The organism is Streptomyces sp. CB02058, from assembly GCF_001905505.1.
In the GTDB taxonomy this organism is placed as follows: Bacteria; Actinomycetota; Actinomycetes; order Streptomycetales; family Streptomycetaceae; genus Streptomyces.
The window spans coordinates 1,364,983-1,389,835 of record NZ_LIPG01000003.1; the positions used below are offsets into that span (position 1 = coordinate 1,364,983).

Genomic DNA, 24,853 nt, shown 5'->3' on the forward strand with positions numbered 1-24,853 from the left:
GAGCTGTGCTGAACCAGCGGCTACTTGAAGCCTGACGGAGCGTCATACTTGCGCTGGGTCGCCGGGGACTCAGGAGCCGTGCGGTCTGCCGCGGGAAGTGCCGTCCACGTAAGGGCGTGAGTCCTGGGAGGCCAGGGGCGGGGGAGCAGGCCCAGCACTTTGGCTCATGGACCCGTGGGGTCGCAGTTGCATGGTTCGCGGCGGCGAGTCGAGGGCCGCAGGCGAGCCGGAACTCAGATCGCTGATACTCCCGGCCCGGCATTCGACGGGACTGTCCTTGTCGCGAAGTTCCCTGACAGCGGGTCCGATTGATCGGCTGAGAGCGCGGCGTTCGCGCTTACGAGGCCGCGGCGATCGAGCATGAGGTCCATGCCGTGAATTCCGTGAGCACCACGGCGGTCCGCTCGGGCGCCCACGGCAGTGCATCGGGGTTCTGCTGCTCCGTACTGCTGCGGCGCGCCCACTCGCTTGCGGGACGGGTCATGCCGAGATCCTCGGCGGTCACGACTCGACCGAGACGCTCGGTGAACAGGGCGGCGAGCAGTTGTGGTACGGGATCGCGTGGGATCTCTCCCTGGTCGAGCCAACGGCGCACCCGCGAGGTGTCTGTCGTGAGCTGCCGGTACCCCAGGGCGGCAGCCTGCCGGTTCACCATTCTGGCGAGTTCGCCTCTGGACCAGCCGGTCAGGTCGAATGCGTTCCGTAGCCGACTGCCAGGGGAACTCTGCTGTCGCGACGAGAGGCCCCCGAACAGTTCCAGGTGAACGATGCGGCCCAGCTTTCGCTCCATCAGGATGGTCACCGCCTCCGAACCCTTCAGCACGGCTTCGGCGGAGAGGTCACTCGGGGCCACGAAGACGATCGCGTCGCGGGTGAATTCGCGAGCGGTGAAGGGCAGCCCGAGTTGGTTGGTCGAACTCTGCCAGGCCTGGCCTGTCCGCCGGAGGCCCCACCAGGTGCCGAATGGTGTCTCGGCCCTGTCGTGGGCTCTGAAGCGCCGCCACAGCCAGCAGACAACGCCACACGTGACGATCAGCGCCGGCGGGCCGAACACCGGCCAGTGCGCGTACAGGGCGGACAACAGGGCTGGTTTCCCGGACCACCACTGTGGGGAAAGCGGGCTGGAATCCATACTCGGCTCCCTCGCGGGAGGGGTGCCCTGCAGCGGCTCGTCGATGAAATGGCCCACCACACAGACGATGCCGGCGACGACGGCGGCAACGAGGCTCGCGCGCAGAAGTGCCATGCCACGCGAGACATGAACGGCGACAGTGCCGGGCGCCTTCTCCATCATGACCGCAGTCTCGGCCTGGGTGCAGTCCAGCCCTTTCGTTGCCCATACCGCGGCGCGTTGCGAGGGAGTCAGGGCGCCCATGGCCTGCTCGACGGCACAGCGGTTGGCCACCAACGCGGCCACGTCCGGGGACTGCAAGGGGTCGAAGCGCAGCGGATCAGCCGCGCGCCGCGCTTCCAGCCCACTGTGTCGGGCCTGCTGACGCGCCCGGTTGGCTGCCTCCGTGCGGATCACCACGCGCAGATAGCTGACGGGGTACTCGACAGACGTCGGACGGCGCAGCACCTTGGCGAAGGCGTTCTGCACGAGATCCTCGGCCGAGACGACGGACTCCGGGATGCCGTGGGCGAGGAGCGCCTACTGAGCGGTGCTTGTGAGGCTGACCCGGTAGTCGGCGTACAGAGTACCCAGAGCCTCAACGGGCTCCACTTCACGCTCAGCCATTGCCTTCCTCCGATTTCCGTTCCGCGGCCGTACCTCGGGAGGCGTCCTGATGGGCCGACCGAGCACGGATTTATCCGGGCCCGGGCCGAAGTCCGGTTGCGAAGCGCCATGCTGTCCAGCCAGCGCTTTACCGCAGGGACCAGAGGAACAACCGCGGACAAGAGTGCGGCAGTGAGCTCCATCGTCCAACCTCCCGTGCACTATGGGCCGTGGCGCTCAGGACGCGCGGTGGCCGTTCACAAGAGAGAGGCGGCAGTTCGCCATTCTCATGACGTCACGTTCATGATTCTTCGGCATGGCTTGCCCGCTCAGGAAGTCCTCTCCCGCAGCCCGGCCCGTCGGAGGACGGGACGGGCCGAGGGCGGTGGATCAGGAGGTGCGGCAGACCGTGCCGTTGAGGGTGAACGTCGTCGGGGTGGGGTTGGCGCCGTCGTTGGCTCCGACGAAGCCGAAGGTGGCGGTGGAGCCGCCGCGCGGGGCCAGCTCGGCGTTGGTGCCGTTGTCGGTCACATGGACGCGCGTGCCCGAACTGGTGAGGTTAGCGTTCCAGGAGCTCTGCACGGACTGGCCGGTGGACGGCCAGGTGAAGTCCAGGGTCCAGCCGTTGATCGGGGCGTCACCGACGTTGGAGACCGTGACGGTGGCGACGAATCCGCTTCCCCAGCCGCTGTCCACCCGGTAGTTGACCAGGCAGCTGCTGTCGCGCGGAGCCGTGGTGGCGAAGGTCAGCGGTTCCGAGGGGCGCGAGAGGCGGCCGTCGGCGTCCCGCGCGAGAACGTTGACCGTGTGTTCGGAGCCCGGCGGCAGGTTGTGCAGCGTCGCCGAGGTGGAGGTCGAGCTGGCGAGCAACTGGGCGTTGGTGCCCAGGCGTTCGTACACCTCGTAGCGCACCGCCTTGCCGGTCGCGGGGGCCGTCCAGCTCACCGTGGCGGTCGAGCTGTCCACGGCGGTGGTCTTCGGCGCGCCGGGCGCGCCGACCGAGGTCGTGGCGGCGTGCGGGGCGACGGTGATCGTGGTGATCGAGTACGGCGGCAGGACCTGGTCGCCCCCGGCGGTGGCGGCCACCCGGGTGACATCGGTGTCGCCGCGGCCGTAACGGTGTACGACCGGTGCCTGATCAGTGGGCGTGTATCCGGCGTAACCGATGTCCGCGGTGTGGGAGTTCAGCGGGTCCTTGTTGATCAGCATCACGCTCAGCGTGCCGTCGGCCCGGTGTACGGCGTGCGCGGAGACCTGGTCGCTGTCGGTGGAGGAGGCGACCATCGTGTCCCCGGGACGGCCCAGCTTGGTCAGCGACTTGATGCCGAAGTACGGGTGGAACGGCGTGTTCACCGCCGGCTGGCAGACGTCGCCGACGCAGCCGCCGCTGGAGAGCAGGCCGAAGTCGTTGAAGTCGGTGTCGCCGTCCACCGTCTCCGCCGATGTGGGCCCGTTGTGGACGTTCCACCAGTCGACGTTGAAGACGCCGTTCTCCAGTGCCGTCATGTAGGTGTCCGCGGCGAACAGGCCGTTTGGGCGGCTGTTCATCTGGACGTTGGAGTTGACCTCGGTGAGCGCGATGCCGATCTTCGGCGAGCGTTCCCCGGCGTAACGGTCGATCTGCCGGCGGACCTCGCGGAGCTGTCCGGGCAGCCGGGCGGTCCGGTCCAGGGCCTCGTCGGCGGTGGCGCCGCCCGGGTAGGAGTGCACGATGGCGAAGTCGATCGTCCCGGCGACCGCTGACAGCACGGTGTGGTTCCAGTCGGCCGAGTCACCCGGGCCGGTGATGCCGTCCGGCCAGTCGCCCGGCGTGGTCAGCACGGCGCCGATCTTGATCGACGGATCGACCGCCTTCATCGCTTCGGCGTAGGCGAGGACGTTGCGGGCGTACTCGTGCGGGCTCTTGTCCGGGTGGTCATCGGCCTCCCAGCCGCCGCCGTAGTGGCCGTTGCCGTAGATCTCGTTGCCGATCTCCCAGTACTTCGCCCCGTAGCCGCGGGTGACATTGGCGTAGCGGACCCATTCGGCGGCCTCCTGCGGGGTGCCGGTGCCGTAGTTGGCGATGATCATCGGCTGGGAGCCGGTGGCGCGGACGCTGCCCATGAACTCGTCGAAGGTGGTGCCGGGCGCCACGTAACCGCCGGGGGCGGTGTGGTCCTTCCAGTGGTAGATGTCGCCGTAGGAGCCGCCTGGGTAGCGCATCACGCCGACGCCTGCCTCGCCCAGCAGGCCGGTCACCTCGGGGTCGTTCATGTGCGAGTCCCAGAGCGCGTGGTTGACGCCGAACGCCGCCTTGTCGATGGTGCCGAGGCCCACCCCCGCGTTGACGGAGACCTCGACGGCCGACGCCTCGTCGGCGGCCGTCGCCGTGGCGGTCCGGCCGGTGGCGGCGGGCGCCGGGGGAGCGGTGGCGAGGGCGGCGACCGTGGCCAGGGCGCAGACGAGCGCGGCGGCGGGGCGTCTGCCCGCTGATCTTCCGGGTCTGCGACGTGGCCGGTTCGACCGGCCGGTGGCGGGGAGTTGCATGAGAGGCATGACGTGTCCTCCTCGGGCGAGCGCCGCGTCGATCGGCAGGACGCCCGGTGTGAGTGGTCGGTGGGGTGCCTTCGGTGCGACGCTCGTGGGAGCGCTCCCAGGATGATGTGGGGGAGGCGTGACCGCGTCAATGGGGCGGACCGTCCCGCTTGGCGCCGTTCGCGAGCCGTACTGCCTCGCCGTGCCACCGGGCGGACGGAGACGGGCAGGTGACGGGGGCGGTCGGCTGGTCCGGTGCCCGTCCCCTGCGGGGTGAGGCGGGTACTTCCGCCTCACCCCCGCAGATCGGCAACTGCGCCCGAGAGGGAGCGAGGCGGCGGTGACGGTGCCGTGGAAGAGGTGGGCCCGGATGTCCAAGCGCGTCGCCACCGCTCCGGAGTGCTCGATCGGTTGGATCGTCCGCTCGACCTCGTTGCGGCGCCGGTCCGTCGGCTGGTCGAAGCCGACCGGCCGACGCCCTGTGCTGATCACGATCCGCCGGACAGGCCCCCGCAGGGCTCCGGGCGAATCAGAGCTTGTAGCCGCCGCTTGCCTCGATCACCTGCGCGGTCACCCAACGGCTCTCGTCGGAGGCCAGGAAGGCCACCACGGCGGCTATGTCGGACACTTCACCGAAGCGTCCCAGAGCGGTGTCCGCTTCGATCGCTGCCGTCATGTCGGAGTTCTCGCGGACTGCGGCGTTCATGTCCGTGCGCACCCAGCCGGGCGCAACGGCGTTCACCGTGATTCCCCTGGGGCCCAGCTCCATGGCGAGCGCATGAGTCAGATTGTTGATGCTCGCCTTGGCCATGGAGTAGACGGGGACCGCCTGCATCGGTCGCGAGGCCGCGCCGGAGGAGACATTGACGATCCGTCCACCGTCGGAGAGCCGGCTCAGAGCTGACTGGACGATGAAGAAGGGTGCGCGGGCGTGGACCGCGAACATGGTGTTCCAGCTGTCCGGTGTGGCGTCCGTGAGGCCGCCCCAGCCGGAGTTTCCCGCGTTGTTGATCAACAGGTCCAGGGCCGTGCTTTCCTTGCGCTGCGTGAATTCGTCGTCGAGTCGGGTGAACAGGTCCGGGACGGACTCCACGTCGACGAGATCCGCGTGAATCGCGAAAGCGCTGCCACCGGCCTTCTCGATGGCCGCGACCGTTTCCTCCGCGCCGTGCTTGCTCGCGTTGTACGTCAGGGCGACAAGTGCGCCTTCCTTCGCGAGCCGCTCGGCTATCGAGCGCCCGATTCCGCGCGAGCCTCCGGTGACGAGAGCGGTCTTTCCAGCCAGTGACTGTGACACGAGCATTCCTCAAGGGGTGAGTTCATTTCGTTGATCGGGCGTCGATGCGCGCCCGATGCGCCGTGCCGGACAGCCGGTGACCGACGGAGCCTGGCTTTATCGGCGTCCGTTGTGATCGGTGGCTTCCGGGCGGCTCATGTCCTCACTCTGCAGGAAAGAGCTCAGTGCATTCCATAACGTGAAGTCCGGAAATGTTTACGGATCGTCCAAGTGTCCTGAGATGTAGCGTCCAGTACTCCAGTCGTAGTCGTGGATCTTGAAGGGTGAGGCGGTGGGAGCGGACGCGCGCCCGCGAGTGCCCGCTCCCACCGGCGCGTGGCCACGGCAGGAAGATCCACGACCGCGCATCGAGTGACCGGCCTCAAAAGAGCGTTTCGTCCCGGCAGGGCTGTTTGATAACTCGGGTGACGAAGCCGCTTTGATCAGGTGATCGCGCGTGTGACGATCGGGTCGTGTGCGCCCGAAGGGGCTGCGGTTGAACGCGGGATCGTCCGTAGAGGCGAGGAGGGGTACCGGGAAGGGTCACAGGGGAACAGCGCGGCTGTTTCTCAGTAACGGCGGGGAGGTGCGCTGGAACTGACCGTGGAGCCCCGGGCGGATACGTACCAACTGCTCCCGAAGCAGACGTGGGTCGTTGCCACCCACTCGCCTGCAGCGGATGGATCATGGCCGTGGACTCTGCGTGGTGACGAGCCGTTCCAGGTCGACCATCGGCCCGAATCGGTCACGGTGTGGGTCAACGGCAACTGCTTCGGTGTCGACGCCGATGTGCCGTTCGCGGCCTGCGATCTTTTTGCCCGCGTCGATGCCCTGACCGGTGCCGGGCACGTTGGCTGAAGTCTTGACGCTCTGAGTGTCGAGGATGCAGGCGGTGGGTTCTGCGTCGCGGCCTTCGGCCTTTCGGGCCAGTCGGCGGAGGAGTCCGTTGAGCTGGTCGAAGACGCCATCCTTCTGCCAGGTGGCAAAGTATCCGTAGACGGTTTCTCACGGTTTCCCACGGGGCGAAGTCGTGCGGCAGGTACCTCCACGGGGTACCGGTGCGGTCGACGCAGGGGGTGGCGTCCATGATCCGGCGCAGGTCGTGTTCAGGTGGCCGACCGATGTCCAGGCCCTTCTCTCTTCGTTCGGCCCGCCAGGCTGTAACAACGTGGGGCGCGATTGAGGAGGTCGGCCGTCAGCGGTGGAAGATGGCCCTGTGCATGCTCTCTTCGATCGCCCCGGGCCCCGTCGCGTCTCGCCGGGCGAGTACCCCTTGTGGGAGGAGGCTCTCGCGCTCCTCAACCGGGACTTGGCGGTGACTCTTCCTGAGCAGGAGCCCCTTCAGCTGCTGGCTCTGCCTTCCTGTGAGGCGGACGAGCCGGAGCATGTTTACGTTGCCCTGGCCAACGGTGAGTGGCACGGCAATCACTTGTACCCGGAATCGGCAGAAGACCCTGCTCATGCCCTGGCGGACATCGCCGACGCCGCGCAGGAGACCGTTGCTGAGCGTCTATGGCAAGCGTGGCCCCTGTGCGCCGAACACGATCTGGGCATGCATCCGCGCGATGCGGAGGGGCAGCTCTCCTGGTGGTGCGCCGGTGATCGGCTGTGCCGCGGGCCGGCCCACATCCGTGCGGCCGTGGGCGCGCTCGACACGTTGGTTCGCCCGCACCGCCCCAATCGCAAGCGGCGGAGAGCGGAATGACTTCATGTCGCGCGACAGTCGCAGCAGGTGCGTCGTGACGTGAAGGGGGTCGTGCGGGTGGGGTGCTCTTGTGACGCGATGCCTTGGCCGCACGGCCTTGTCCCAACCTGTCTTCACCGGCCTTCGGCGCCGTCGACTCGGCGTGCTGATCGGCGAGTTGGCTCATGCATGGATGACCTCCGATGTTTCTGTAGTACCGATGCCCGCCGTCCCGTGGCAGAGTGCAAACAGGTGCGACCAGGGGCGTGATGGGATCAGGCAGGAGCGAAGGAACCGAAACGGGCCTTCGCGAGCCGCCACCCTTCCCACCTGCCACAGCAGGCATTCGCACCTCGGTCGATCCAGCATCACCCGCCACCCGAACCGCAACGAGACGCCCATCGAAGGACCGAACGCTCTTTCAGGGGGGCGTCCGGTTGTTTCATCCCGTATCGCGTGGTTGCGGATGGTCATGCACCGCGCCATGTCGGCGTGGATTCCGCGGGTCATGATGTGATCATGGCGGCTGGTCGGTGGGGGTGGGTTTCGTGGTCGCGGGCCGGACGTCGGTGGCGCAGGAGCCGGCCGAGGGTGAGCACCGGACCTGAGGACCTGGCTTCGTTGGCCAATGCCGAGATCCAGCACCTGTTCTCGCCGTCGCCGTTCCGCCGAGGAACGGTCTCGCCCACCCCGGCTCGCCTGGCGCCCCCGTCACCCTGCGTTCACCGACCGGCCATTGGCCCGCCGACAAGCCACAGTCCAGAGATGAAGAATGGGGTGGTGATGGCGGGGGAGGAACCGATGCGTTCGAAGATGGTGGGACCTGGGATCGAGATCGCGGGTTTCGACGGTCCGGTAGCCCCGCTGATCTACCGTTCTCCTGCGGGTGGGATGGAGTTGGTGACTGCGTCTTCCGGGCGGCTGACCCGGTGGGATGCCGAGTCCGGCCGCCCAAAGGGCAACCTCCAAGTCCCCGACAACGCTTGCACCGACACGTTTGAATTGACAGCGCTCGTACTCCCGGACGGGCGCGTGCGCATTGCTGCTGGGGACGAGCGCGGCCTCTGCCTGTGGGACGGAGTGAGCGGACGGCTGTTGGCCAACGCGGTCGGGGAGGACCAGATCTTTCAGGTCGCCGGAGGAGTGACGGGCCAGGGGCAGGCTCTGTTGGTCGGAACAGGGGTCAACGGGCTGCACATATGGGACCCCGTCACAGGCGCGCCCCTCACTCCTGTGCTGGAACATGTGGGAGATGCGGTTGCCGTGACCCTCGCAGAACTGCGCGGCGGGCCCTCCTTGATCGTGACGGGAGACTACGAAGGAGTACGGCGCTGGCAGGGGGACCACTGTGAGTCGTCATTCGGCGCAAAGATCAACGCTCCTCACATCGACATGCTGACCACGGCGTACGACGACGAGCGACCGCTGATCGTCGGAGTGGTGGAGGAGGGCGAGGCCGTATGCCGCTGGGACGCCGAGACGGGGCAGGAGGTAGGACCGCCGATTCCGGTCGAGGGGGAATCGGTGAGAATCGCGACGGCGACGGTTTCGGGTCGGATGCGACTGTTCACTGCCGATCAGGACATGGTGCGCCAGTGGGACCTGCTGTCCGGCGAATCGCTCGAACAGACTTTCATCGGGTCCAATGTCTCCTTGGTGCCTCTGCCGGACGGTAGTGCTCTGCTTGCCGCCGGGACGAAGGGCGGGAAGCTGACCACCCACCACCTGGTCTGAGCGTCGAGGGTCTGCGGGGGTGTTCCGTCCCGTTGTTTCATCACGAATTGATGGAGTGTGTGCAGTTCATGCTCCGCGCCGTGCCGGGGTGGATTTGGCGGTGAGTCCGCGGGGCATGGGTCGATCATCGCGAGGTTGACCATTGCTTCGGGCCGGTGTGGGTGTGCTGCGTAGTCGCGGGCCAGGCGTCGGTGGTTCAGGGGCCGGCCCGGGGTCTGCTCGACGGCCCAGTGGCGGGGCAATCGGGTAGACCCCTGGTGGTCGGGTCACGGCAGGCGATGTGCGTGCGTCAGGCGCGCGATGTGAACGTTGCGCGACGGGGCGTCCTGGGATGCAGCAGGAGGAGTACAGGCGAGACCACGGCATTTACGCCCCACTTGTACCACCTGTATCTCGAGTAGCACTCACCTCATCAAGGCCGAGTCAGATAGCACCCGAAACCATGTCAAAAGACGTGTACGCACCCTCTCCTGAGCAACCAGCCGAAGTCGGCGCTGCCCGAGGGCCTCTCAGGCTGCCGTGAGCGCCGCCAGAGCTCGGTCCATCGCGACGTTGAACTCTTCCGGCGTCAGTGGCAGCCGGGACTTTACGTCCCGGCTCCACTGGTCGGCGAGGACCTCGGCGGAGCCCGCCTCGACACCGTCGAGCGCCGCATCGGCCAGGTCCGACGGCGCGATCTTGTCCACGGGCCAGCCCGCGGCCATGTCGGTGTCGGCCAGACCGAGGTGCACCGCCGTGACGAGCGTGCCCTGCTCGGCGAGCTCAAGGCGGACGCCGTTGGTCATGGCCCATGCGGCGGCCTTGGTCAGGTGGTAGGCATTGGCGCCCGCGCCCCCGAACCACGACATGGCGGAGAGGATGTTCACGATCGCGCCCCCGTCGTTCCTGGCGAGCGCCGGCGCGAACTCCCGGATCATTCGCAGGTGGCCGAACATGTTGGTCTCCAGCTCGTGCTGCACCGCGTCCAGAGAGCCGGTCACCAGGCCGGTCCCCGTCTGGATCCCCGCGTTGTTGACGAGCAGCGAGACGTCCGGGGCGGCCTCGGCGGCGGCCCTCACGGATGCGGGATCGGTGATGTCAAGGGGCAGCACCTCGACCCCGGGCAGGTCCACGGTCTCCGGTCGGCGGGCCGTCGCGTATACCTTGCGGGCGCCCCGTTCGAGCAGGCGCTGGGCGAAGGCGCGGCCCAGGCCACGGTTGGCTCCGGTGACAAGGGCGACTGAGTTGTTGATGTCCATGTCCGTTACGCTAAAACCTGACGTTGACGTCAGAGGCAAGCGCTGGTCGTCGGGGACGAGGTGAGAGGAGTCACCATGACCGTCACGGAGCCCGCGGCCGAGCGGCTGGTCCGCATCGGCGAGGTGGCGCGGGGCGCCGGCGTCTCGGTGCGCGCGGTGCGCTACTACGAGCAGCAGGGACTGCTCACCGCGGAGCGCAGCCCATCCGGTCAGCGCCTCTACCGGCAGGACGCCGTCGCCCTGGTGCGCTTCTTCCAGCAGATGTTCGCCGCCGGCCTGACCAGCCGGAGGATCGCCGAACTCCTTCCGTGCTGGGACTCCGGGCACACCGACGCCGAGCAACGAGCCATGCTGCGCACCGAGCGGGACCGCATCCAGGCCAAGGTCGACGACCTGCAGGCCGCCCTGGACCGCCTCGACGAGGTCATCGCGCTCACGGACACGCACCCGTAGGCGAGGCCGGCCGGACGGCGCACCAGCGATCTCCGGCTGGAGTACTGACCGAACGCGCACTTGCGTCCGGTCCTGGCCCGGCGTCGCCCGCAAGGGGGCGCGGCACCTGGGCTCAGTGTGCCGCTGCGGACACCCGCTCGCGCAGGACGGCGAGCTTCTCGGCGGCACCCGTATCCGGAGCGGCCCAGTTCAGCACGATGTGCAGGTCCGCGCGTTCGATGGTCATGATGTCGCAGTCCAGGACGATCTCGCCGAGCTCGGCGTGGACGACTGTCTTGTGCGAGCGTCCGATCGGCCGGGTCTCGTAGCGGGTCCAGAGGTCGGCGAAGCGGGGGTCGGCCTCGCGGAGCCCGTCGATCAGTTCGGTGACGGCGCGGTCGTCCGGGTACCGGTCGGCGGCCCGTCGCAGGTCGGACACCATCATGCGCTCGAAGGCGTCGGCGTGCACGGCGTCGCGCTCGATACGGGATGCGCCGGCGACGTGGGGAGCAGCGAAATGGCCCCAGATCAGATTGCTCGACCGGGCATCGGACCCGGCCGTGCCGCCGAACAGCTCGCCCCAGAGCGGGTTGCTCTGCACGATGTCCCAGGCGGCGGTGAAGACGGCCAGCGGAGTGTCGCTCATCCGGTCGATCATGCGCTGTACACCGGGCGGCACCTCGCGTGGCATCGAACCGGACGGCGGCACCACCGAACCTGCCAGCCGGTAGAGCAGTTCGCGGTCCACGGCATTCAGCCGCAGGGTCTGCGCGAAGGACGCGAGGACCTGGGGCGACGGATTCTTCGCGCGGCCCTGTTCGAGCTGCACGAGGTAGTCGACGGAGAGGCCGGCCAGCACGGCCAGTTCCTCACGGCGCAGACCCGGAACCCGTCGGTTGCCCGTGGTCGGCAGGCCTACGTCGGCCGGACGGATGCGCTCTCTCCACGCGCGCAACGCTGGGCCGAGCTCTGTGTGCGTGCTCATGGACTCAGTATGAGCCCGCCCGTCAGGAGCTGGGTGGTACGCGGACTACCAGGGACGACAACGCCTGGTGCGCCCATACGGCCGGGCCGAGCATCGACTCATACGTCCGAGCGCGTCAGGCACACGGCACCTTGCGGCCCGCTGGCGCCCTTTCGAAGAAAGAGACATCGGTGATGACACACACCATCGGGATCATCGGCTCCGGCCTGGTCGGCGGCGCCGTCGCGCGTCTGGCCGTCGACGCGGGCTACCAGGTCGTGCTCAGCAACTCGCGCGGCCCGGAATCACTTTCGGAACGCGTTCAGGAGCTGGGCCCGCTCGCGCGTGCCGGAAGTGTCGATGAGGCGATCGCGGCGGGCGACATCATTGCGCTCTCCGTGCCGATCGCGAGTTTCGAAGCACTGCCGGCCGACAAGCTGGCCGGGAAGGTGGTCATCGACCAGACGAACTACTACCCCGAGTTCTGGCGCAACGCGGAGCTCGACACCGGGGAGCTCACCTCGAGTGAGCTCGTACAGCGGCACCTCGAGAACTCCCTCGTCGTCAAGGGGCTGCACAACCTGGACTGGAACCACATGTACTCCAACGCCCGTCCGAAGGGCGATCCCGGACGGACGACCATGGCGATCTCCGGCAACGACGCCGGTGCCAAGGCGGTCGTGACGCGGTTCCTGGAGGAGGTCGGCTACGACGTGGTCGATGCCGGCTCGCTCGCCGACAGCTGGCGCATCGAACCCAACACGCCCCTCTACTTCTGGCCGTACGCCCCCGCCATTCCGGACGGGCTCGCCGCGGACGAGGAGAAGAGCTTCTACCTCGAGCAGCCGGTCCCGCCCGTCTCGCCCGAGGCCGCCAGGAAGCTGATCGAGAGCGCGGAGCGGCCGTCGCCGATCGGGGGCACACTGGCGGCAATGCCTCCGGCCCATGTCGCCATCTTCATGGACCAGGCGAGCGCGAGCACCGTCCAGAAGTAGCACCCGGGCGCGCTCGGGTTCTGTCGTCCGGAGTCCTTGAGGCTGCCCTGCGGGCCGGGTGACCCCGGCCCCGTCCGGGCCAGGACTCGGCATGACGGCGCACAGGCCCTCCGGTTTCCGAGACCGGACCGCAGTGCGGGAAGGGTCTGTGTGCCGTCGTGCCGCGCACGAGGTCTCGGCTGGTGCGGCCGGCCGAGACCTCGCGCGTCGCAGTGTGGGAGCCTGCCCCCGCACCCCGCACCCCGCACCCCGCACCCCGCAGCCCGCACCCCGCAGCCCGCACCCCGCACCCCGCACCCCGCACCCCGCACCCCGCAGCCCGTACCGCGTGGGCAGTTCGGCTGTGGTGCCGGTGCCTGTTGCGCCCGTTGCGGGCACCGCCTTCGCGTAGCTCATGGGCTCACGGAGGAGCGCTGTCGAGTACGATGAATGATGTGAAGTCCGATAAAGCTTACGCATCGTCCAAGCGGAGCAGGGGCGTCGGCGCCGGTGACCCGATCGTCGACGTACTGCGGCTGCTTCGCACGCAGGCGGTGGTTCCCGCACGCGTGCACGCCGCTTCGCCGTGGGCGGTGCGCTTCGATCCCTACGCCCATGTGAAGCTGGGCGTCGTCCTCGAGGGTGAGTGCTGGATGACCCCCGAGGGGTGCGAGCCGCTGTGCCTGCGCAAGGGCGACTTCTTCCTGCTGAACAACCCGCCGTCCTACACGCTGACCAGCACGCCCGACGGGGCGCGGGGCCGGGCCGCTGCCTTCCGGGAGCGTGAGAACGACGGTGAGGTGCGCATCGGAGCCGAGGCCGACGAGGACACCTATGTGTGCTGCATCGACTTCGTGTTCGAGGAAGCGAACGCCTCGGTGTTGTTCGATGTGCTTCCGCCCCTCGTCCTCGTCCGGGCCGGCGACCCGCGTGGCGCACTGCTGACGAACCTCTCCGCACTCACGGTCGCGGAGATGGAGTCCGCCGGTGTCGGTCGGACCCTCGTCCTGGAGCACCTCGCGCAGCTCATTCTCGTCCACATGCTGCGGGTCCATGCCGATGCGACGGAAAGGCCCGTCGGCTGGCTCGGTGCGCTGGTCGAGGACGGCATCGGGGCCGCGCTGCGCGCGATGCACGCCGACGTGGGCCGGCGCTGGACGCTCGACGAGCTCGCCGCGATCAGCCACATGTCACGGTCCGCGTTCGCCGCGGCGTTCAAGGCCAAGGTCGGCACGGCCCCGTTGACCTACCTGATCGAATGGAGGATGAGCCTGGCCCGTGATGCCCTGCGCAGCGACACGCGCTCCATCTCCGAGCTTGCCGCCGCGACGGGCTACGAGTCCGAGAGCGCCTTCAGCACGGCGTTCCGGCGCGTGGTCGGGGCGTCGCCCCGGTACTTCCGCGACGAGGCACGCCGGCAGGCAGAGGCGGGATAGCCAGGCTCCGGCACCCGGCCCCCCCGGCCCGAGCCGGGATGCCCCGGCTCCCTGCCCGGACGCGCACGCCTTCCGGATCGGCGGTGGGGCGCCCGGCTCCCGCCCGGCCCGGACGCGCCCACCTTCCGCTCTTCGGCGGTGGCGCGGCCCGGCTCACGCCTCGGCGTCGTACGGTGCCGTTTCGGGCCCAACTCCCCACATCAGCCGCACAGTCGACCCATCCGCCCGATAGGGTGAGTGAGGTCTCAGAAGGGACTTCGGCCTCGCCGGAGGTGGTTCATGGCCAGAGTCGCAGGTCGCGCCGAGGTGTTCGACGCCTACGCCCGTTCCGCGCACGGCCCCGTCGCGCGAGGTGACCAGGTGGACGGGCGGACGGTCGCCGGCTTCACCTTCGATCCCCACCCCGTCTCCGGAGCGCCGGGCGACCGACTGCTCCTCGACGGGGATCACCGCTTGACCGGGCCGCCCGACCGGACCGTGCCCGCGGCCGAGGACGAGTCGGTCCGGATCATCCGGTCGGGCCCTTCGCCGGTCGACAGCCTGAGTGGTGACGCCATAGCCGCCGCGCCGCCGCATCTGCGGGCCGGCTTCGAGCGGGTGGTCGTCTCCATGGAGAGCGGAGGCCGGTTCGTGGAAGCGCTCCTCGACGCTCTGGCGGCGCGGCACCACACGACGTGGCTGGTGGGCGGGGCCGTGCGGGACCTGCTCCGCGACGGCGAGGACGCCCGGGTGAACGACCTCGACTTCACCGGGACGGCCGGACCGGGGGAGCTGACCGAACTGGCCGAGGACCGCATGCTCCGGCGCCACGATCTCGGCGATGTCGACTGCCGTGTCTCGCCCCGGTTGGTGTGGTCCGTCGCCCCGGCCGAGTTTCCGCCGGACCGGCTCATGGAGTACCGGCCCCTCGCGCTGGACGAGTTCGCCTTCCCGGCATACGGGGGAGACCTGGCGGCCGATGCCGTCACCCGCGACCTGACCGTCAACTCCCTCTACTACGACCACCGGCGCAACGCGACCGCTGATCCCACCGGCCAGGGGCTCCGGGACCTGGAGGCCGCGCCACGGGTCCTGGCCGTCGGGTACGAGGGGGACGACCCCGTGGCGCAGGCCTGCGTCATCCTCCGCTGCCTCAAGTTCCGGCTCCGCTGGCCGGAGGCCGACACGGCCAGGGCGGCGAAGTGGGTCGGCGCGCTGCCGGCGGACCTCACCGGCCGGATACCGGCGGACGGCTGGCCCAGGGTGCGCGCGGCGCGCGAGAGCTGTGTCCCGGTGGGGGACCGCGGGGAGCGGGAGTCCGCCATCGCCCATGAGTTCGGGCCCGCCGCCGCGAGTCTCGTCAGGACGATCCAGGAGCGGACCGGGTGACGGACCATCGACCGCTCAGTATCTGGACGGCGACGGCGCCCGTGCCCGCGTCCACGACCGGAGCACCCGCGTGGCCGCGCGGAGCCGTGGTGAACGACGGCGACGAGCGGGCCGACGCCCGTCGGCTGCCCAAGTTCGCGCACGGCTGGCAGCGCCGGGGCGTCCCGATGGAGCAGGGACGGCAGGCGCTCGGCCTGGTCCACCGGTCGACCGGCGAGGCGGTGGTCGAGCTGGACGAACTCGCCATGCCCGTCCCGGTCACCGAAGCCGGACTGCGGGTCATCACCCGGCTCGAGGAAGGGTGGCCCGATGTGCCCCCGAGCGCAGCCGAGACCGAGGTGCTCGCCGGTGAACAGATCGAGGTCCGGCGTCTGCTGCTGGCCCGCCTCGCCGACGAGGGAAGGCCCCCCGCCGAGCTGTTCCACATCCTGCCCTGGCACCGGGTGACCCTGCTGGCCGATGAGATCGACGCCCTGCTCCACGGTGGCGTGCCCGGCGAGGTGATCCGGCTGCGCCACTGGTTCCGGCCGGTCGGCCCCCGCTTCACCGCGTCCCTGGAACAGCTCGACGAAGGAGTGCGGGACGACGACCCCGGCCTGGTCCGGGTGGCCGCCACCAGCCTGTGCGCCCGGCTGACGGACCTGGACGCGGCCCGGCTGCCCGCACACGCCAGGGTGTCGCTCGCCGCGCTCGTCGAGGTGCTCGCGGAGGGAAACAGATTCCTCGGCCACACCGCGGCCCGGGTCACCGGCAAACTGCGCGGAGAAGGCGGGTCCGCCCCCGCGGCACCGCGCATGGACACGGTGCTGCTCGACGCGGGGGCGTCCGACGGGATCCGGCGCGAGAGCCAGGAGTTCGAACGGGCCCCGTTCACCGTCCGGGTGGCCGTCACCAGTACGGGACACGTCACCGTCAGCGCGCACGCCGTGCTCCGGCCGGGCGAGCACCGGCTGCTCACCGAGGGGTACGGGGTCATGCTCCTGCCGTTCCGGATCTTGGCGGCAGACGGGGCGACGCGGTACTGGGTCGTGCTGGAGCCGTCCGGCGCCTTCATCGGCGGGAGCCTGCCCCTGCCCATCCCCACCGGTGATTTCGTCGAGGCCGACGTGGACGGACCGCCGATCGGCGTACGGGAGGCGGCGTCACTGGGAGCGGAGGAGGTGGAGCGCTCGATCGCGGCGGTCGACACCGGCAGCTACCTGGACCTCTGGGAGCGGATCGCGGACGCGCTGCCCCCGTCGCACCCGTTGCGGGACGTCATCGGCCGGGCCGTCCAGTGACCCCTGCCGGCCTGCCGAGAGACCTCGGCCGCCATCTCGTGGAGGAGGCGCCGCCCCACGAGGCGGACGAGATACGCCAGGAGCTCCTCGGGCCCGGGCAGCCGCTCTTCCGGCTGGTCGAGCGGTTCGTCGAGCGCGCCGACAGCCACGCGCTCAGAGCGCTGCACGAGGAAGTGACGCCGCTGCACCGGCTGTTGAACGACGGCCGCGGGGCGCGGAGAGTGCCCGAGACCAAAGCCGTCCTCGGCGCACCGTTCCGGCCCGAGGAGGACGCCGCCGTCAACGCCCTGCGCTCGCTGGCCGGCATGGGACTCGCCCTCGTCGACACCGACGCCGCCCCCGATGTGCTGCCCGCCGTCCTCGGCCGTATCGAGGCGGCCCGGGTCTTCCCACTGGGTACGCAGTCCTCCGGATGGACCCCCGACGCACTCGCACAGGGGAACACTCCCCTCCATCGCTGCCTCGACGCCCTGGCGGTCGCGGCAGCCGACGCCGGACGCCGGGACGGGGCCTCGCTCACCGCGGCGCTCACCCTCCAGCGCCTGGCCGGGGCCGGCCCCGCGTCGCGGCGTTCCCCGCAGCGGGTGGAGGTGTTGACCTCCCGCGGGGTCCACGGCCGCCACGCGACGCTACGGGCCCGTCAGCTGCCCTCGGGCCCGCCGGCACTCGTGCCCGACCCCGCGAGGATGAGCCTGTTCAGCGCGGACCCGCTCTTCCAGACATCCCTGGAGCGGGCGTGGGAGTGCGCGGGCGCCGGACACGTCGAGGGAACGGTGCTCTGGTGGCTGGAGAGCGAGGCCGGCCCCGTCCACTACGTCGAGGACGAGTCACTGGGCGCCGCCTTCGCCGTCGTGCTGGACGAGATCCACCGGCTCCGGAACTGGGGCTCCGCCCGGCGTGCCGTGCGACGGCTCGCCGACGACGTGGCGGTGGTCGGGAAGATCGACGGACTCGGCAACCTCGGCCGGGTCGACCAGTACCGTGCGAAGCTCGCGGCGGCGAAGGTGAGCCGGGTCATCGTCCCCGTGGGCGACCAGGAGGACGCACTGGGCTTCGCCCGCCCCGGACTCACGGTCGAACCCGCCGGGAACTGGGCGGAGGCCGCCGGGCGGGCACGCCGCCGTGACGGCCGGGTGATGGCGGGAAACGCGCTGCTCCTGGCCCTGGTCGTCGCGGTCCTGTTCGGAGGTGTCGCGGTGTGGCTCCTGATGGGGGAACAGGACCGCAGCGACGAGCGCCAGCGGGTCGCGCGGTCCCGTCAGCTCGTCAGGGAGGCGGCCGAGCTGGAGGCGACCGACCCGGGGCTGTCCCGGCAGCTGCTCCTGATGGCGTACGACGTCTCGCGGACCGACCAGGCACGAGGCGCTCTGCTGAACAGCCTCACCCTGCCGGGCTCGTACACCCATGACGTCCGGACGCAGGGATCACCCGTGACGATCGCCTTCCAGCCCCCGGGGGAGCTGCTGGCGGTGGGCGGGACCGGCACCGTCGTCCTCCAGGACGTGCAGCACGGCCGACAGGTCGCGGAGCTGACGGGAGGGACCGGGGACGTCGGGGCGCTGGCCTTCAGCCCGGACGGGCGGACGCTGGCGGTGGGCCATGGATTCGGCGACTACGGCATGACCCTGCCCGCCGGGAGCATCCAGCTCTGGGACGTCTCCGAACCCGGACACGCGCGCCGGCTCGCCTCGTTGCCGTACAGCTACTCGGTCACCGCCCTGGCCTTCAGCCCGGACGGGGAGCAGCTCGCCACGGGAAGCGCGGGCGGGCCCACGCGGCTGTGGGACGTCGGCCGGCCGGGAAGCCCCACACCCGTGAAGACCCTGGACGCCGCCGCCGACGTGTACTCCGTCGCCTTCGCACCGGGCGGCCGGTCCACAGCCTGGGAGTTCGAGGACCGGGTCGTCTTCCGGGGACCCGACGGCGAACGGCTCGCCACGCTCAGGAGCAAGGCCGGTGGCATGTCGTACGCGCCCGACGGCACCCTGTTCGCCACCACCGGCCGACAGGACCACGAGATCACCGTGTGGGACGTCACGGACGCGGGCAAGCCCCGCTCCGTGACCACTGTTCCTCAGAGCGACGGATTCGTGCGTTTCGCCCCCGACAGCCGGCACCTGGTCACCAGCTGGGACGGCGAAGCCGTACTGCGCCGCCTCACCCGTCTCGACGACGGCCGGCTGATCCACGACCCCAACTTCGAGGCACCGCTGAGCCGTTCGGCGGCAGGCTCCGACAGCTCCGGCATGGACGTCAGCCCGGACGGCCGGACGGTCGCGACGGCCACGTCCGCCGACGGCACCGTCAGGCTCTGGGACATCTCCGTGCCGCAGCAGCCCGGTGCGCTCTCGGTGGCCGCCGACCCCGACCCGCAGCGGTCGGTGGGCAGAGGCATCGACATCGACCTGTCCGAGGACGGCGACCGCATGGCCGCCACCTGCGGACAGGCCGTCTGCCTCTGGGACATGGGCGACCCGAGGAAACCGAAGTACGCCGGCGTCCTCCCCGAGGAGCCGTTGGGAGGGTCGGACAACCCCGTCTTCAGCGCGGACGGCGGGGCACTGTTCGTGTCCAGCCAGCAGGACCACGTGACGGTGTGGGACGTCGAGGACCTCGACGCCCCCGCGCGGATCGGGAGCTTCGAACCGGGCGAGTCCAGCTCGTACACGTTCAGCGACGACGGAACGCTGCTCGTCTCCGCGGTCGACACGGCGGACTCGTCCACGGACCCGCGCAACGTCCTCGTGCTCTGGGACCTCGCCGATCCCCGGCGACCGCTGCGCACGGCCACCCTTCCCGGCGTGTCGGAGGAGTTCACGATCGAGGAGATCGCCATCAGCCCGGACAACTCCGTGGTGGCCGTCCTCGACTTCGCGAAGGACCTGAGCCTGTGGAACATCGAGGAACCCGCGAAGCCCGTCCGCCTGCCGGGACGGAAGGTGGACCAGGAGAACGCCGACCACATCGTCTTCTCCGGTGACGGCCGTCGGCTGATGGCCGGGGGCAGGAACGGGACCGGCCAGATCTGGGACCTTGACGATCCGCCGGAGGAACCGGCGGCTCCACTGCTCGCCGGGTCCCTCCCGCACTACGCCAGGCTCGCCGTGTCACGCGACGGGGGCCTTCTGCTGACCGAGGGGGAGAGTGCGACGCAGCGCGTCTGGAACGTCCAGGACATCGAAAAGCCACGGCACCTCGTCATGATCCGCGGCGCCGGACCCTACGACTCCGGGTGGGAATTCAGCCCGGACGGACGTCTGTTGGTCGCGGGCTCCACCGAAGGCGTCGTGAGCGTCTGGCCGTTGGACATGAAGGACATCAAGTCCCGTCTCTGCAGCCGCCCCGGAGAGCGCATCACCGAGAAGCAGTGGGATCAGTACCTCCCCGAACGCGACTACGCCCCGCCCTGCGCCCCGTGACGCCCACGGACCTCGGTGCCGCCGAGCAACGGCTCTGGACCGCGTATCCCCACGGTGGGTGGGTCGACGCGGCCGATACGGCCGCACCGGCGGGCGACGGCCCTGCACCGTCCGTGCGCGCCGAGGTGATCAGGGCCCTGCTGCTCGGTGCCAGGGAACCGGAGCCGGGGCAGGTGGCCGGACTCCGGCTGCGCAACGCCCGGATCACCGGCACGCTGGACCTTCTGCACGCCACGGTCGACTCCGCCGTGGTTCTCGAAGGGTGCCGCTTCGACGAACCGCCGCGACTCGCCCAGTCCACGCTGCGGAGCCTGCGCGTGTACGGCTGCCGGATGCCGGGGTTCGACGGTGCGGGGATGAGAGTCGAGGGTCGGCTCGACCTCCGCGCGGGGGTGGTGGCCGGCGGAGTCCGGCTCGACCGGGCCAGGATCGAGGGCGAAGTCATGCTGGGCGGTGCCCTGCTGGGCGAAGCCGGCGACGGTCTCGCGCTGGGCGGCGACGGAATGACCGTCGGCGGCGGCCTGGACTGCGGAGAGGGATTCGTCGCCGACGGCCAGGTCCTGCTGCGAGGGGCCAGGATCGAGGGACCGGTCAGCCTCGAAGGCGCGACCGTACGGTGTCCCGGGGCGGACGCGCTGATTCTCGACCGGGCGGTCGTCAACGACCGGATCCTGGCCCCCGGACTCACGGTGATCGGCCGCTTCAGGATGTTCAATGCCACGATCGCGGGAAGCATCCAGCTGTCCGGGTCGCGGCTGAGCAATCCGGGCGGCATGGCGCTGGGCGCCGGTGGCCTGAGCGTACGCGGCGCCGTCTGGTGCTCCGACTCCTTCGCCGCCGAGGGCGAAGTCCGGCTGATCGGAGCCGAGATGGGGGCGAACCTCACCCTCGACGGAGCCGTGCTCGGCAATCCGGGAGGCAGTGCGCTGACTCTGGACCGGGCCACCGTCACGGATGTGCACGCCACCGGCATGACCGTCGACGGAGGCCATGTCACGCTCGTCGGCGCGCAGATACGCGGCCGGCTCGACCTGAGGCGGACGCGGCTCGGCACCGACGGTGAGGACGTCGCCCTGGACGCCGAGGCGGCGACCGTCGGCGACAGCATCCTGTGCCAGGACATGCGTTCAGCGGCAGCGGTGCGGTTGTGCGGCGCAGTCGTCGCCGGGTCGGTGTTGTTCACCGGCGCCCGGCTGGCCGCGCGTGACCACCTGGTGCTCGATCTGCGCCTGATCCGGGCCGTCGAACTCCTGCTGAGCCCCGCCGAGCCGATCAGGGGCATGGTGAACCTGGAACACGCCCAGCTCGGCGTCCTCGGCGACGATCCTGAGCGCTGGCCCGCCGAACTCGGCCTGGACGGACTGACGTACGAGGCGCTGAAGCCGGAACTCCCCGCCACGTCACGCCTGCGCTGGCTCGCGCGAGACCCCTCCGGACCCCGGCCCCAGCCCTACGAGCAGCTTGCCGCGCTGTACGTCCGCGCGGGCGACCAGGCCGAAGCACGCCGGGTGCTGTACGCGAAGGAGCGGCGGCAGCGCCGGGGCCGCCCGCCGCTCAGCCGTACCTGGGGTGCGCTTCAGGACGTCACCGTCGGCTACGGCTACCGGCCCTGGCGGGCGGCGCTGTGGCTGTTGCTGCTGCACGGAATCGGCAGCGTGGCGTACGCGGTCTCGCCGCCGCCCCCGCTCAAACCGGACGAGACCCCGCACTTCAACGCGGTGGCGTACGCGACCGATCTGCTGCTGCCGCTCGTCGACCTCGGGCAGGAGCGTGCCTTCAATCCCGCGGGCTGCGCCCAGTGGCTGTCGTACCTGCTGATCGCGGGAGGCTGGATCCTGGCCACGACGGTGGCCGCCGGGGTCGCCCGCGCGCTCTCCCGCCCGTGAGGTGGTGTTTCCGCACGGTCGACCCGAACTGCGCCATCGCCCCCGCGGCACTGATCGCCGAGGGCCCCGCACCGCCGGAGAGAAGCCTTCGCAGGTGCCGGGACGGACGGGCATCATGGCGGCCATGAGCACTACCGCTGCCGACTGGGTCACCATCGCGCACTACGAGCACACGTCCGGCTGCCTGCATCCGAACGCCGCCGCCCGGGCTTGACTGCGGGAGCGGGGTATCGACTGGATGCCCTTCACCGCAGGCGAGTTCTACTTCGACCTGGCCTGCGGCATCGCGTCCGACGGCCACTGGCACGGCTGGTTCAGTGTCCGGATCGCCGCCGATGCCCTCCGCCGCCTCGGCCTGCATCCCGACCAGCCGAGCGCCGAGGTTTCCGACCAGAGCCCGCCCGGCTGGTGGCACGCCGCCGCGGAACGCCGCGGATGGTGAGGCCGGGGCCGGTTCGGCGCTTCAGTACCGGCGACCGAGGTCACCTCCTGGCCAGGCTGCTCACGTGCACGAAGGCCGTCGATCCGATGCAGACGAAATCATTTGACGGCGTCGGGACAATGCCTTCATGGGTACGGACATCAGCGGCTTCGTCGAGTATCGGGCGCCGCGAGGAGATCGGAAGCCGGTCTGGTACAGCGCACACGGCCTCAGCTCCCTCAACGATGTCCGCAACTACGACGCGTTCGGTTGTCTCTTCGGGGTCCGCAACTATGCGAACTTCCGTCCCCTGGCCGCAGGCAGAGGGCTCCCCGTCGACGCCTCGGCCACCGTGAGTGCCCGGTTCGCCCAGCTGGCCGAGTGGTACGGCGGAGACGGCGTACACAGCACCACGTGGATCACGTGGGCCGAGGTGAAGGCCGTCGACTGGGACGAGCCCGCAGAGAAGCCCGACAGCCGACTTCACCAGTACCGCCGGACGCCGAGCGGACTCGGAATGACGGGCAAGTCCTCCTGGAGCCGGGAGTTTGCCGAGGCCGTCGGACTGGAGAGAGGCGAAGACCGGGAGTGGCCCGAAGGAAGTGAGTGGCTCGTCGGGGACACGCTCTACAGATCAGTCACCATCCTCCGCAGGGATGCCGTCACCGAAACCGGCGAGTGGCAACCTGTCTGGGAAGCCATGAGGGAACTCGCGGAACAGCACGGCGACGACAACGTGCGCCTCGTCGTGTGGTTCGACGACTGAGCAGGGCACTGCGCCCGCGCACCGCTGTGGGTCACACCTTCCGGATCATGTCGCCGGCCAGATGATGATGGCGGCGATGCGGAGTCCGGGGAGGTGTACGGGTCCGGACCGAACGGGACGGCCAGGGCGGACCACGAACAGCCGACGACCCGCATGCGGGGTTCACCACCAGGGTCAGCCGGCGGTCATGACGGCGTGGTGCTCGGTGAGGCGTTGCTCGGACAACTCCCGGGGATAAACGGCGACCTTGCCGATCCCGCCGAGGAAGGAGGAGCGCAGGGCCGCGCTGCCGATGCGCAGCGGAGAGGTGGTGTTGCCGGGGACGATGGTGTAGTCGGCCAGCGCGTCCCGGTCCCGCAGGCGCCCGTCCCGGAAGATCTTGGTGTGCCCGGGCGGCTGGGCCGGGCCGTCCGGTGCGGTCGTGATGACGAGGGCGTAGTGGATCCACTCACCGGGCCGGATGGCGTCCTGGAAGTAGGAGCCCGCGCCCAGGCCGCCGGGAGGGTTGAAGGCGTAGCCGGAGATGCGGTTGGCGCGGCCCTCGGTGTTGTCCGCGGAGTAGATGCGGGCCACCCACTCACACTGGTTGACGGTGGCGTAGGTGAGCTTGCCGAGCCAGTGGACGTAGCCGGTGCCCTCCGTGCGCGGGAAGACGAGGACGTCCGGGCGCAGCCAGGCCTCGATGGTCAGCGCGCCCGTGGTGGGGACGGACAGCACATCGTTGTCCGGGACGTCGATGTACTGCTCCGAGGTGCCGTCGAACAGCGTGGCCGGGTCGCCGTTGGGCAGATGGGTGTGTCCGGGGGAGCCGTGGAACGTGGCGGTGAGCCCGCCCGGGGACACCTCCGTTCCGGCGCCGCCGAGGCCGAGGTACAGCACCGGGTCGTCCGACAGGATCAACTGGTCGTAGCTGCTCAAGAGCACTCTCCCTGCGACAGATCGTGCGACGGGTATGCGCAGGGCCGCCCCGTACGACGGGCCTGGTGGGGCGGCGGCATGCGGTGGCGGACCGTCCCACTCTAGGAGGGGAAAGCCCCTGCCGTAACGGGCGCGTAGACGTGGAGCGGGGTGGGTGGGATGCGCCGGAGCGTTCTCCTGACGTTGCACGCCGGGGCGCTGCACCGGGGCCCGCGGACGTGGGAATGGCCCAGGGGAAGCACTTCTGAATGGCCCTGGGGAGTGGGCATCTACGGTTCTAGAGTTGTCCCCATGACGGACGACAAGACCACCTCGAACACCCCGGTTCTCACCCGCCACGCCGATGCCGAGACCTGCGCCGACCCGAGCAGTGTGATGCGCCTGCTCGGTGAGGGCGCCCACGGGGACAGCGGCTTCACGAGCTACCGGTCCACCTTCGCCGAAGGGGCGGTCGGGGCGCCGGCCCACTTCCACACCAGGGCGACGGAGATGTTCTTCGTCCTCGGCGGTGCCCTGCGGGTGCTCGTGGACGACCAGGTGACGGTCCTGCGGGAGGGCGACTTCCTCGCGGTGCCGCCCGGCACACCGCATGCCTTCGCCGCTGCCCCCGGAGCCACGGCGGACGTCCTGTTCGTTTTCGACCGCCACATGGACCGCTTCGCGTATCTGCGACTGCTCGGCAGGGTCATGCGCGGCGAGGCGGACCCGAAGGAGATCGCCGAGTCCGCCGAGCGCTTCGACAACCACTACGTGGAGAGCGCGGCCTGGCGCGCCGCCTTGGCGTCCTCGGCCTGATCCGGGGGAGGGAAGGGGAGAGGTCAGGTGC

The 24,853-nt window shown here is 70.0% G+C and carries 18 protein-coding genes and 5 pseudogenes; 13 read left to right on the top strand and 10 right to left on the bottom strand.

Going from position 1 to position 24,853, the window contains the following annotated elements; all coding sequences use genetic code 11:
- Nucleotides 1–314: 314 nt before the first annotated feature.
- The 5 genes and pseudogenes from AMK10_RS19425 to AMK10_RS19440 form a co-directional block, all read right to left on the bottom strand.
- A pseudogene (locus tag AMK10_RS19425) lies at nt 315–754 on the bottom strand (hypothetical protein); the annotation flags it as partial.
- Between the two features lie 492 nt (nt 755–1,246).
- Nucleotides 1,247–1,375, bottom strand: a pseudogene (locus AMK10_RS38515) (sigma factor-like helix-turn-helix DNA-binding protein); the annotation flags it as partial.
- A 732-nt stretch (nt 1,376–2,107) separates the two neighbouring features.
- The gene (locus AMK10_RS19435) at nt 2,108–4,252 is read right to left on the bottom strand and encodes a cellulose binding domain-containing protein (RefSeq protein ID WP_073749066.1); all 2,145 of its coding nucleotides are present in this window, start codon (nt 4,250–4,252) and stop codon (nt 2,108–2,110) included.
- 300 nt (nt 4,253–4,552) lie between these two features.
- Nucleotides 4,553–4,711 (bottom strand): annotated as a pseudogene (locus AMK10_RS38075) (IS5/IS1182 family transposase); the annotation flags it as partial.
- A gap of 49 nt (nt 4,712–4,760) precedes the next feature.
- The gene (locus AMK10_RS19440; protein ID WP_073749351.1) at nt 4,761–5,528 is read right to left on the bottom strand and encodes an SDR family NAD(P)-dependent oxidoreductase; all 768 of its coding nucleotides are present in this window, start codon (nt 5,526–5,528) and stop codon (nt 4,761–4,763) included.
- A gap of 582 nt (nt 5,529–6,110) precedes the next feature.
- Between AMK10_RS19440 and AMK10_RS19445 the strand changes: the two genes are divergently transcribed.
- The gene (locus AMK10_RS19445; RefSeq protein ID WP_241839584.1) at nt 6,111–6,365 is read left to right on the top strand and encodes a hypothetical protein; all 255 of its coding nucleotides are present in this window, start codon (nt 6,111–6,113) and stop codon (nt 6,363–6,365) included.
- On the opposite strand, the pseudogene AMK10_RS19450 reads toward AMK10_RS19445, so the two are convergent.
- Nucleotides 6,282–6,683: pseudogene (locus AMK10_RS19450) on the bottom strand (transposase); the annotation flags it as partial. The gene AMK10_RS19445 and the pseudogene AMK10_RS19450 overlap by 84 nt on opposite strands.
- 139 nt (nt 6,684–6,822) lie before the next feature.
- On the opposite strand from AMK10_RS19450, the gene AMK10_RS19455 reads away from it, so the two are divergent.
- Nucleotides 6,823–7,212, top strand: a complete 390-nt coding sequence (locus tag AMK10_RS19455; protein ID WP_241839586.1) for a hypothetical protein — start codon at nt 6,823–6,825, stop codon at nt 7,210–7,212.
- 744 nt (nt 7,213–7,956) lie between these two features.
- Nucleotides 7,957–8,925, top strand: coding sequence for a WD40 repeat domain-containing protein (locus tag AMK10_RS19460; protein ID WP_143194968.1), 969 nt, complete (start codon nt 7,957–7,959; stop codon nt 8,923–8,925).
- A 66-nt stretch (nt 8,926–8,991) separates the two neighbouring features.
- On the opposite strand, the pseudogene AMK10_RS38700 reads toward AMK10_RS19460, so the two are convergent.
- Nucleotides 8,992–9,208, bottom strand: a pseudogene (locus tag AMK10_RS38700) (IS5 family transposase); the annotation flags it as partial.
- A 226-nt stretch (nt 9,209–9,434) separates the two neighbouring features.
- A complete protein-coding gene (locus AMK10_RS19465) occupies nt 9,435–10,163 on the bottom strand; it encodes an SDR family oxidoreductase (RefSeq protein WP_073749069.1) in 729 nt (242 codons plus the stop codon).
- 75 nt (nt 10,164–10,238) lie between these two features.
- On the opposite strand from AMK10_RS19465, the gene AMK10_RS19470 reads away from it, so the two are divergent.
- Complete coding sequence (locus tag AMK10_RS19470) at nt 10,239–10,616, top strand: MerR family transcriptional regulator (RefSeq protein WP_073749070.1); 378 nt, start codon at nt 10,239–10,241, stop codon at nt 10,614–10,616.
- A gap of 112 nt (nt 10,617–10,728) precedes the next feature.
- Here AMK10_RS19470 and AMK10_RS19475 read toward each other — a convergent pair whose 3' ends face one another.
- Nucleotides 10,729–11,580 (bottom strand): helix-turn-helix transcriptional regulator, encoded by an 852-nt coding sequence (locus AMK10_RS19475; RefSeq protein ID WP_073749071.1) that lies wholly within the window; start codon nt 11,578–11,580, stop codon nt 10,729–10,731.
- A gap of 131 nt (nt 11,581–11,711) precedes the next feature.
- Here AMK10_RS19475 and AMK10_RS19480 point away from each other — a divergent pair, with 131 nt between their 5' ends.
- From AMK10_RS19480 to AMK10_RS19515, 8 genes are all read left to right on the top strand, one after another.
- Nucleotides 11,712–12,554, top strand: a complete 843-nt coding sequence (locus AMK10_RS19480) for an NADPH-dependent F420 reductase (protein ID WP_274535345.1) — start codon at nt 11,712–11,714, stop codon at nt 12,552–12,554.
- 434 nt (nt 12,555–12,988) lie between these two features.
- Entirely contained in the window at nt 12,989–13,969 is a 981-nt protein-coding gene (locus AMK10_RS19485; protein ID WP_241839587.1) for an AraC family transcriptional regulator, read from the top strand.
- Nucleotides 13,970–14,248: 279 nt separating this feature from the next.
- Nucleotides 14,249–15,337 (top strand): hypothetical protein, encoded by a 1,089-nt coding sequence (locus AMK10_RS37330; RefSeq protein WP_143194969.1) that lies wholly within the window; start codon nt 14,249–14,251, stop codon nt 15,335–15,337.
- Nucleotides 15,334–16,617, top strand: coding sequence for a hypothetical protein (locus AMK10_RS19495; RefSeq protein WP_073749074.1), 1,284 nt, complete (start codon nt 15,334–15,336; stop codon nt 16,615–16,617). The genes AMK10_RS37330 and AMK10_RS19495 overlap by 4 nt, the downstream gene beginning before the upstream one ends.
- Nucleotides 16,614–20,036, top strand: coding sequence for a WD40 repeat domain-containing protein (locus AMK10_RS19500; protein WP_073749075.1), 3,423 nt, complete (start codon nt 16,614–16,616; stop codon nt 20,034–20,036). The genes AMK10_RS19495 and AMK10_RS19500 overlap by 4 nt, the downstream gene beginning before the upstream one ends.
- Nucleotides 20,033–21,922, top strand: a complete 1,890-nt coding sequence (locus AMK10_RS19505; RefSeq protein WP_073749076.1) for a hypothetical protein — start codon at nt 20,033–20,035, stop codon at nt 21,920–21,922. The genes AMK10_RS19500 and AMK10_RS19505 overlap by 4 nt, the downstream gene beginning before the upstream one ends.
- A 238-nt stretch (nt 21,923–22,160) precedes the next feature.
- Complete coding sequence (locus AMK10_RS19510) at nt 22,161–22,364, top strand: hypothetical protein (RefSeq protein WP_073749077.1); 204 nt, start codon at nt 22,161–22,163, stop codon at nt 22,362–22,364.
- Between the two features lie 127 nt (nt 22,365–22,491).
- A complete protein-coding gene (locus tag AMK10_RS19515) occupies nt 22,492–23,109 on the top strand; it encodes a hypothetical protein (RefSeq protein ID WP_073749078.1) in 618 nt (205 codons plus the stop codon).
- A gap of 174 nt (nt 23,110–23,283) precedes the next feature.
- On the opposite strand, the gene AMK10_RS37440 is transcribed toward AMK10_RS19515, so the two are convergent.
- The gene (locus AMK10_RS37440) at nt 23,284–24,027 is read right to left on the bottom strand and encodes a LamG-like jellyroll fold domain-containing protein (RefSeq protein WP_158070880.1); all 744 of its coding nucleotides are present in this window, start codon (nt 24,025–24,027) and stop codon (nt 23,284–23,286) included.
- Between the two features lie 291 nt (nt 24,028–24,318).
- On the opposite strand from AMK10_RS37440, the gene AMK10_RS19525 reads away from it, so the two are divergent.
- Entirely contained in the window at nt 24,319–24,822 is a 504-nt protein-coding gene (locus tag AMK10_RS19525) for a cupin domain-containing protein (protein ID WP_073749079.1), read from the top strand.
- Nucleotides 24,823–24,853 lie beyond the last annotated feature (31 nt).

What these genes read in the sequence shown, in the direction of transcription:
- AMK10_RS19470 (WP_073749070.1), top strand. Translation starts at nt 10,239, where the DNA reads ATGACCGTCACGGAGCCCGCGGCCGAGCGGCTGGTCCGCATCGGCGAG.
- AMK10_RS19510 (WP_073749077.1), top strand. Translation starts at nt 22,161, where the DNA reads ATGCCCTTCACCGCAGGCGAGTTCTACTTCGACCTGGCCTGCGGCATC.
- AMK10_RS19465 (WP_073749069.1), bottom strand. Translation starts at nt 10,163, where the DNA reads ATGGACATCAACAACTCAGTCGCCCTTGTCACCGGAGCCAACCGTGGC.
- AMK10_RS19515 (WP_073749078.1), top strand. Translation starts at nt 22,492, where the DNA reads ATGGGTACGGACATCAGCGGCTTCGTCGAGTATCGGGCGCCGCGAGGA.
- AMK10_RS19435 (WP_073749066.1), bottom strand. Translation starts at nt 4,252, where the DNA reads ATGCCTCTCATGCAACTCCCCGCCACCGGCCGGTCGAACCGGCCACGT.
- AMK10_RS19525 (WP_073749079.1), top strand. Translation starts at nt 24,319, where the DNA reads ATGACGGACGACAAGACCACCTCGAACACCCCGGTTCTCACCCGCCAC.
- AMK10_RS19460 (WP_143194968.1), top strand. Translation starts at nt 7,957, where the DNA reads ATGAAGAATGGGGTGGTGATGGCGGGGGAGGAACCGATGCGTTCGAAG.
- AMK10_RS19475 (WP_073749071.1), bottom strand. Translation starts at nt 11,580, where the DNA reads ATGAGCACGCACACAGAGCTCGGCCCAGCGTTGCGCGCGTGGAGAGAG.
- AMK10_RS37330 (WP_143194969.1), top strand. Translation starts at nt 14,249, where the DNA reads ATGGCCAGAGTCGCAGGTCGCGCCGAGGTGTTCGACGCCTACGCCCGT.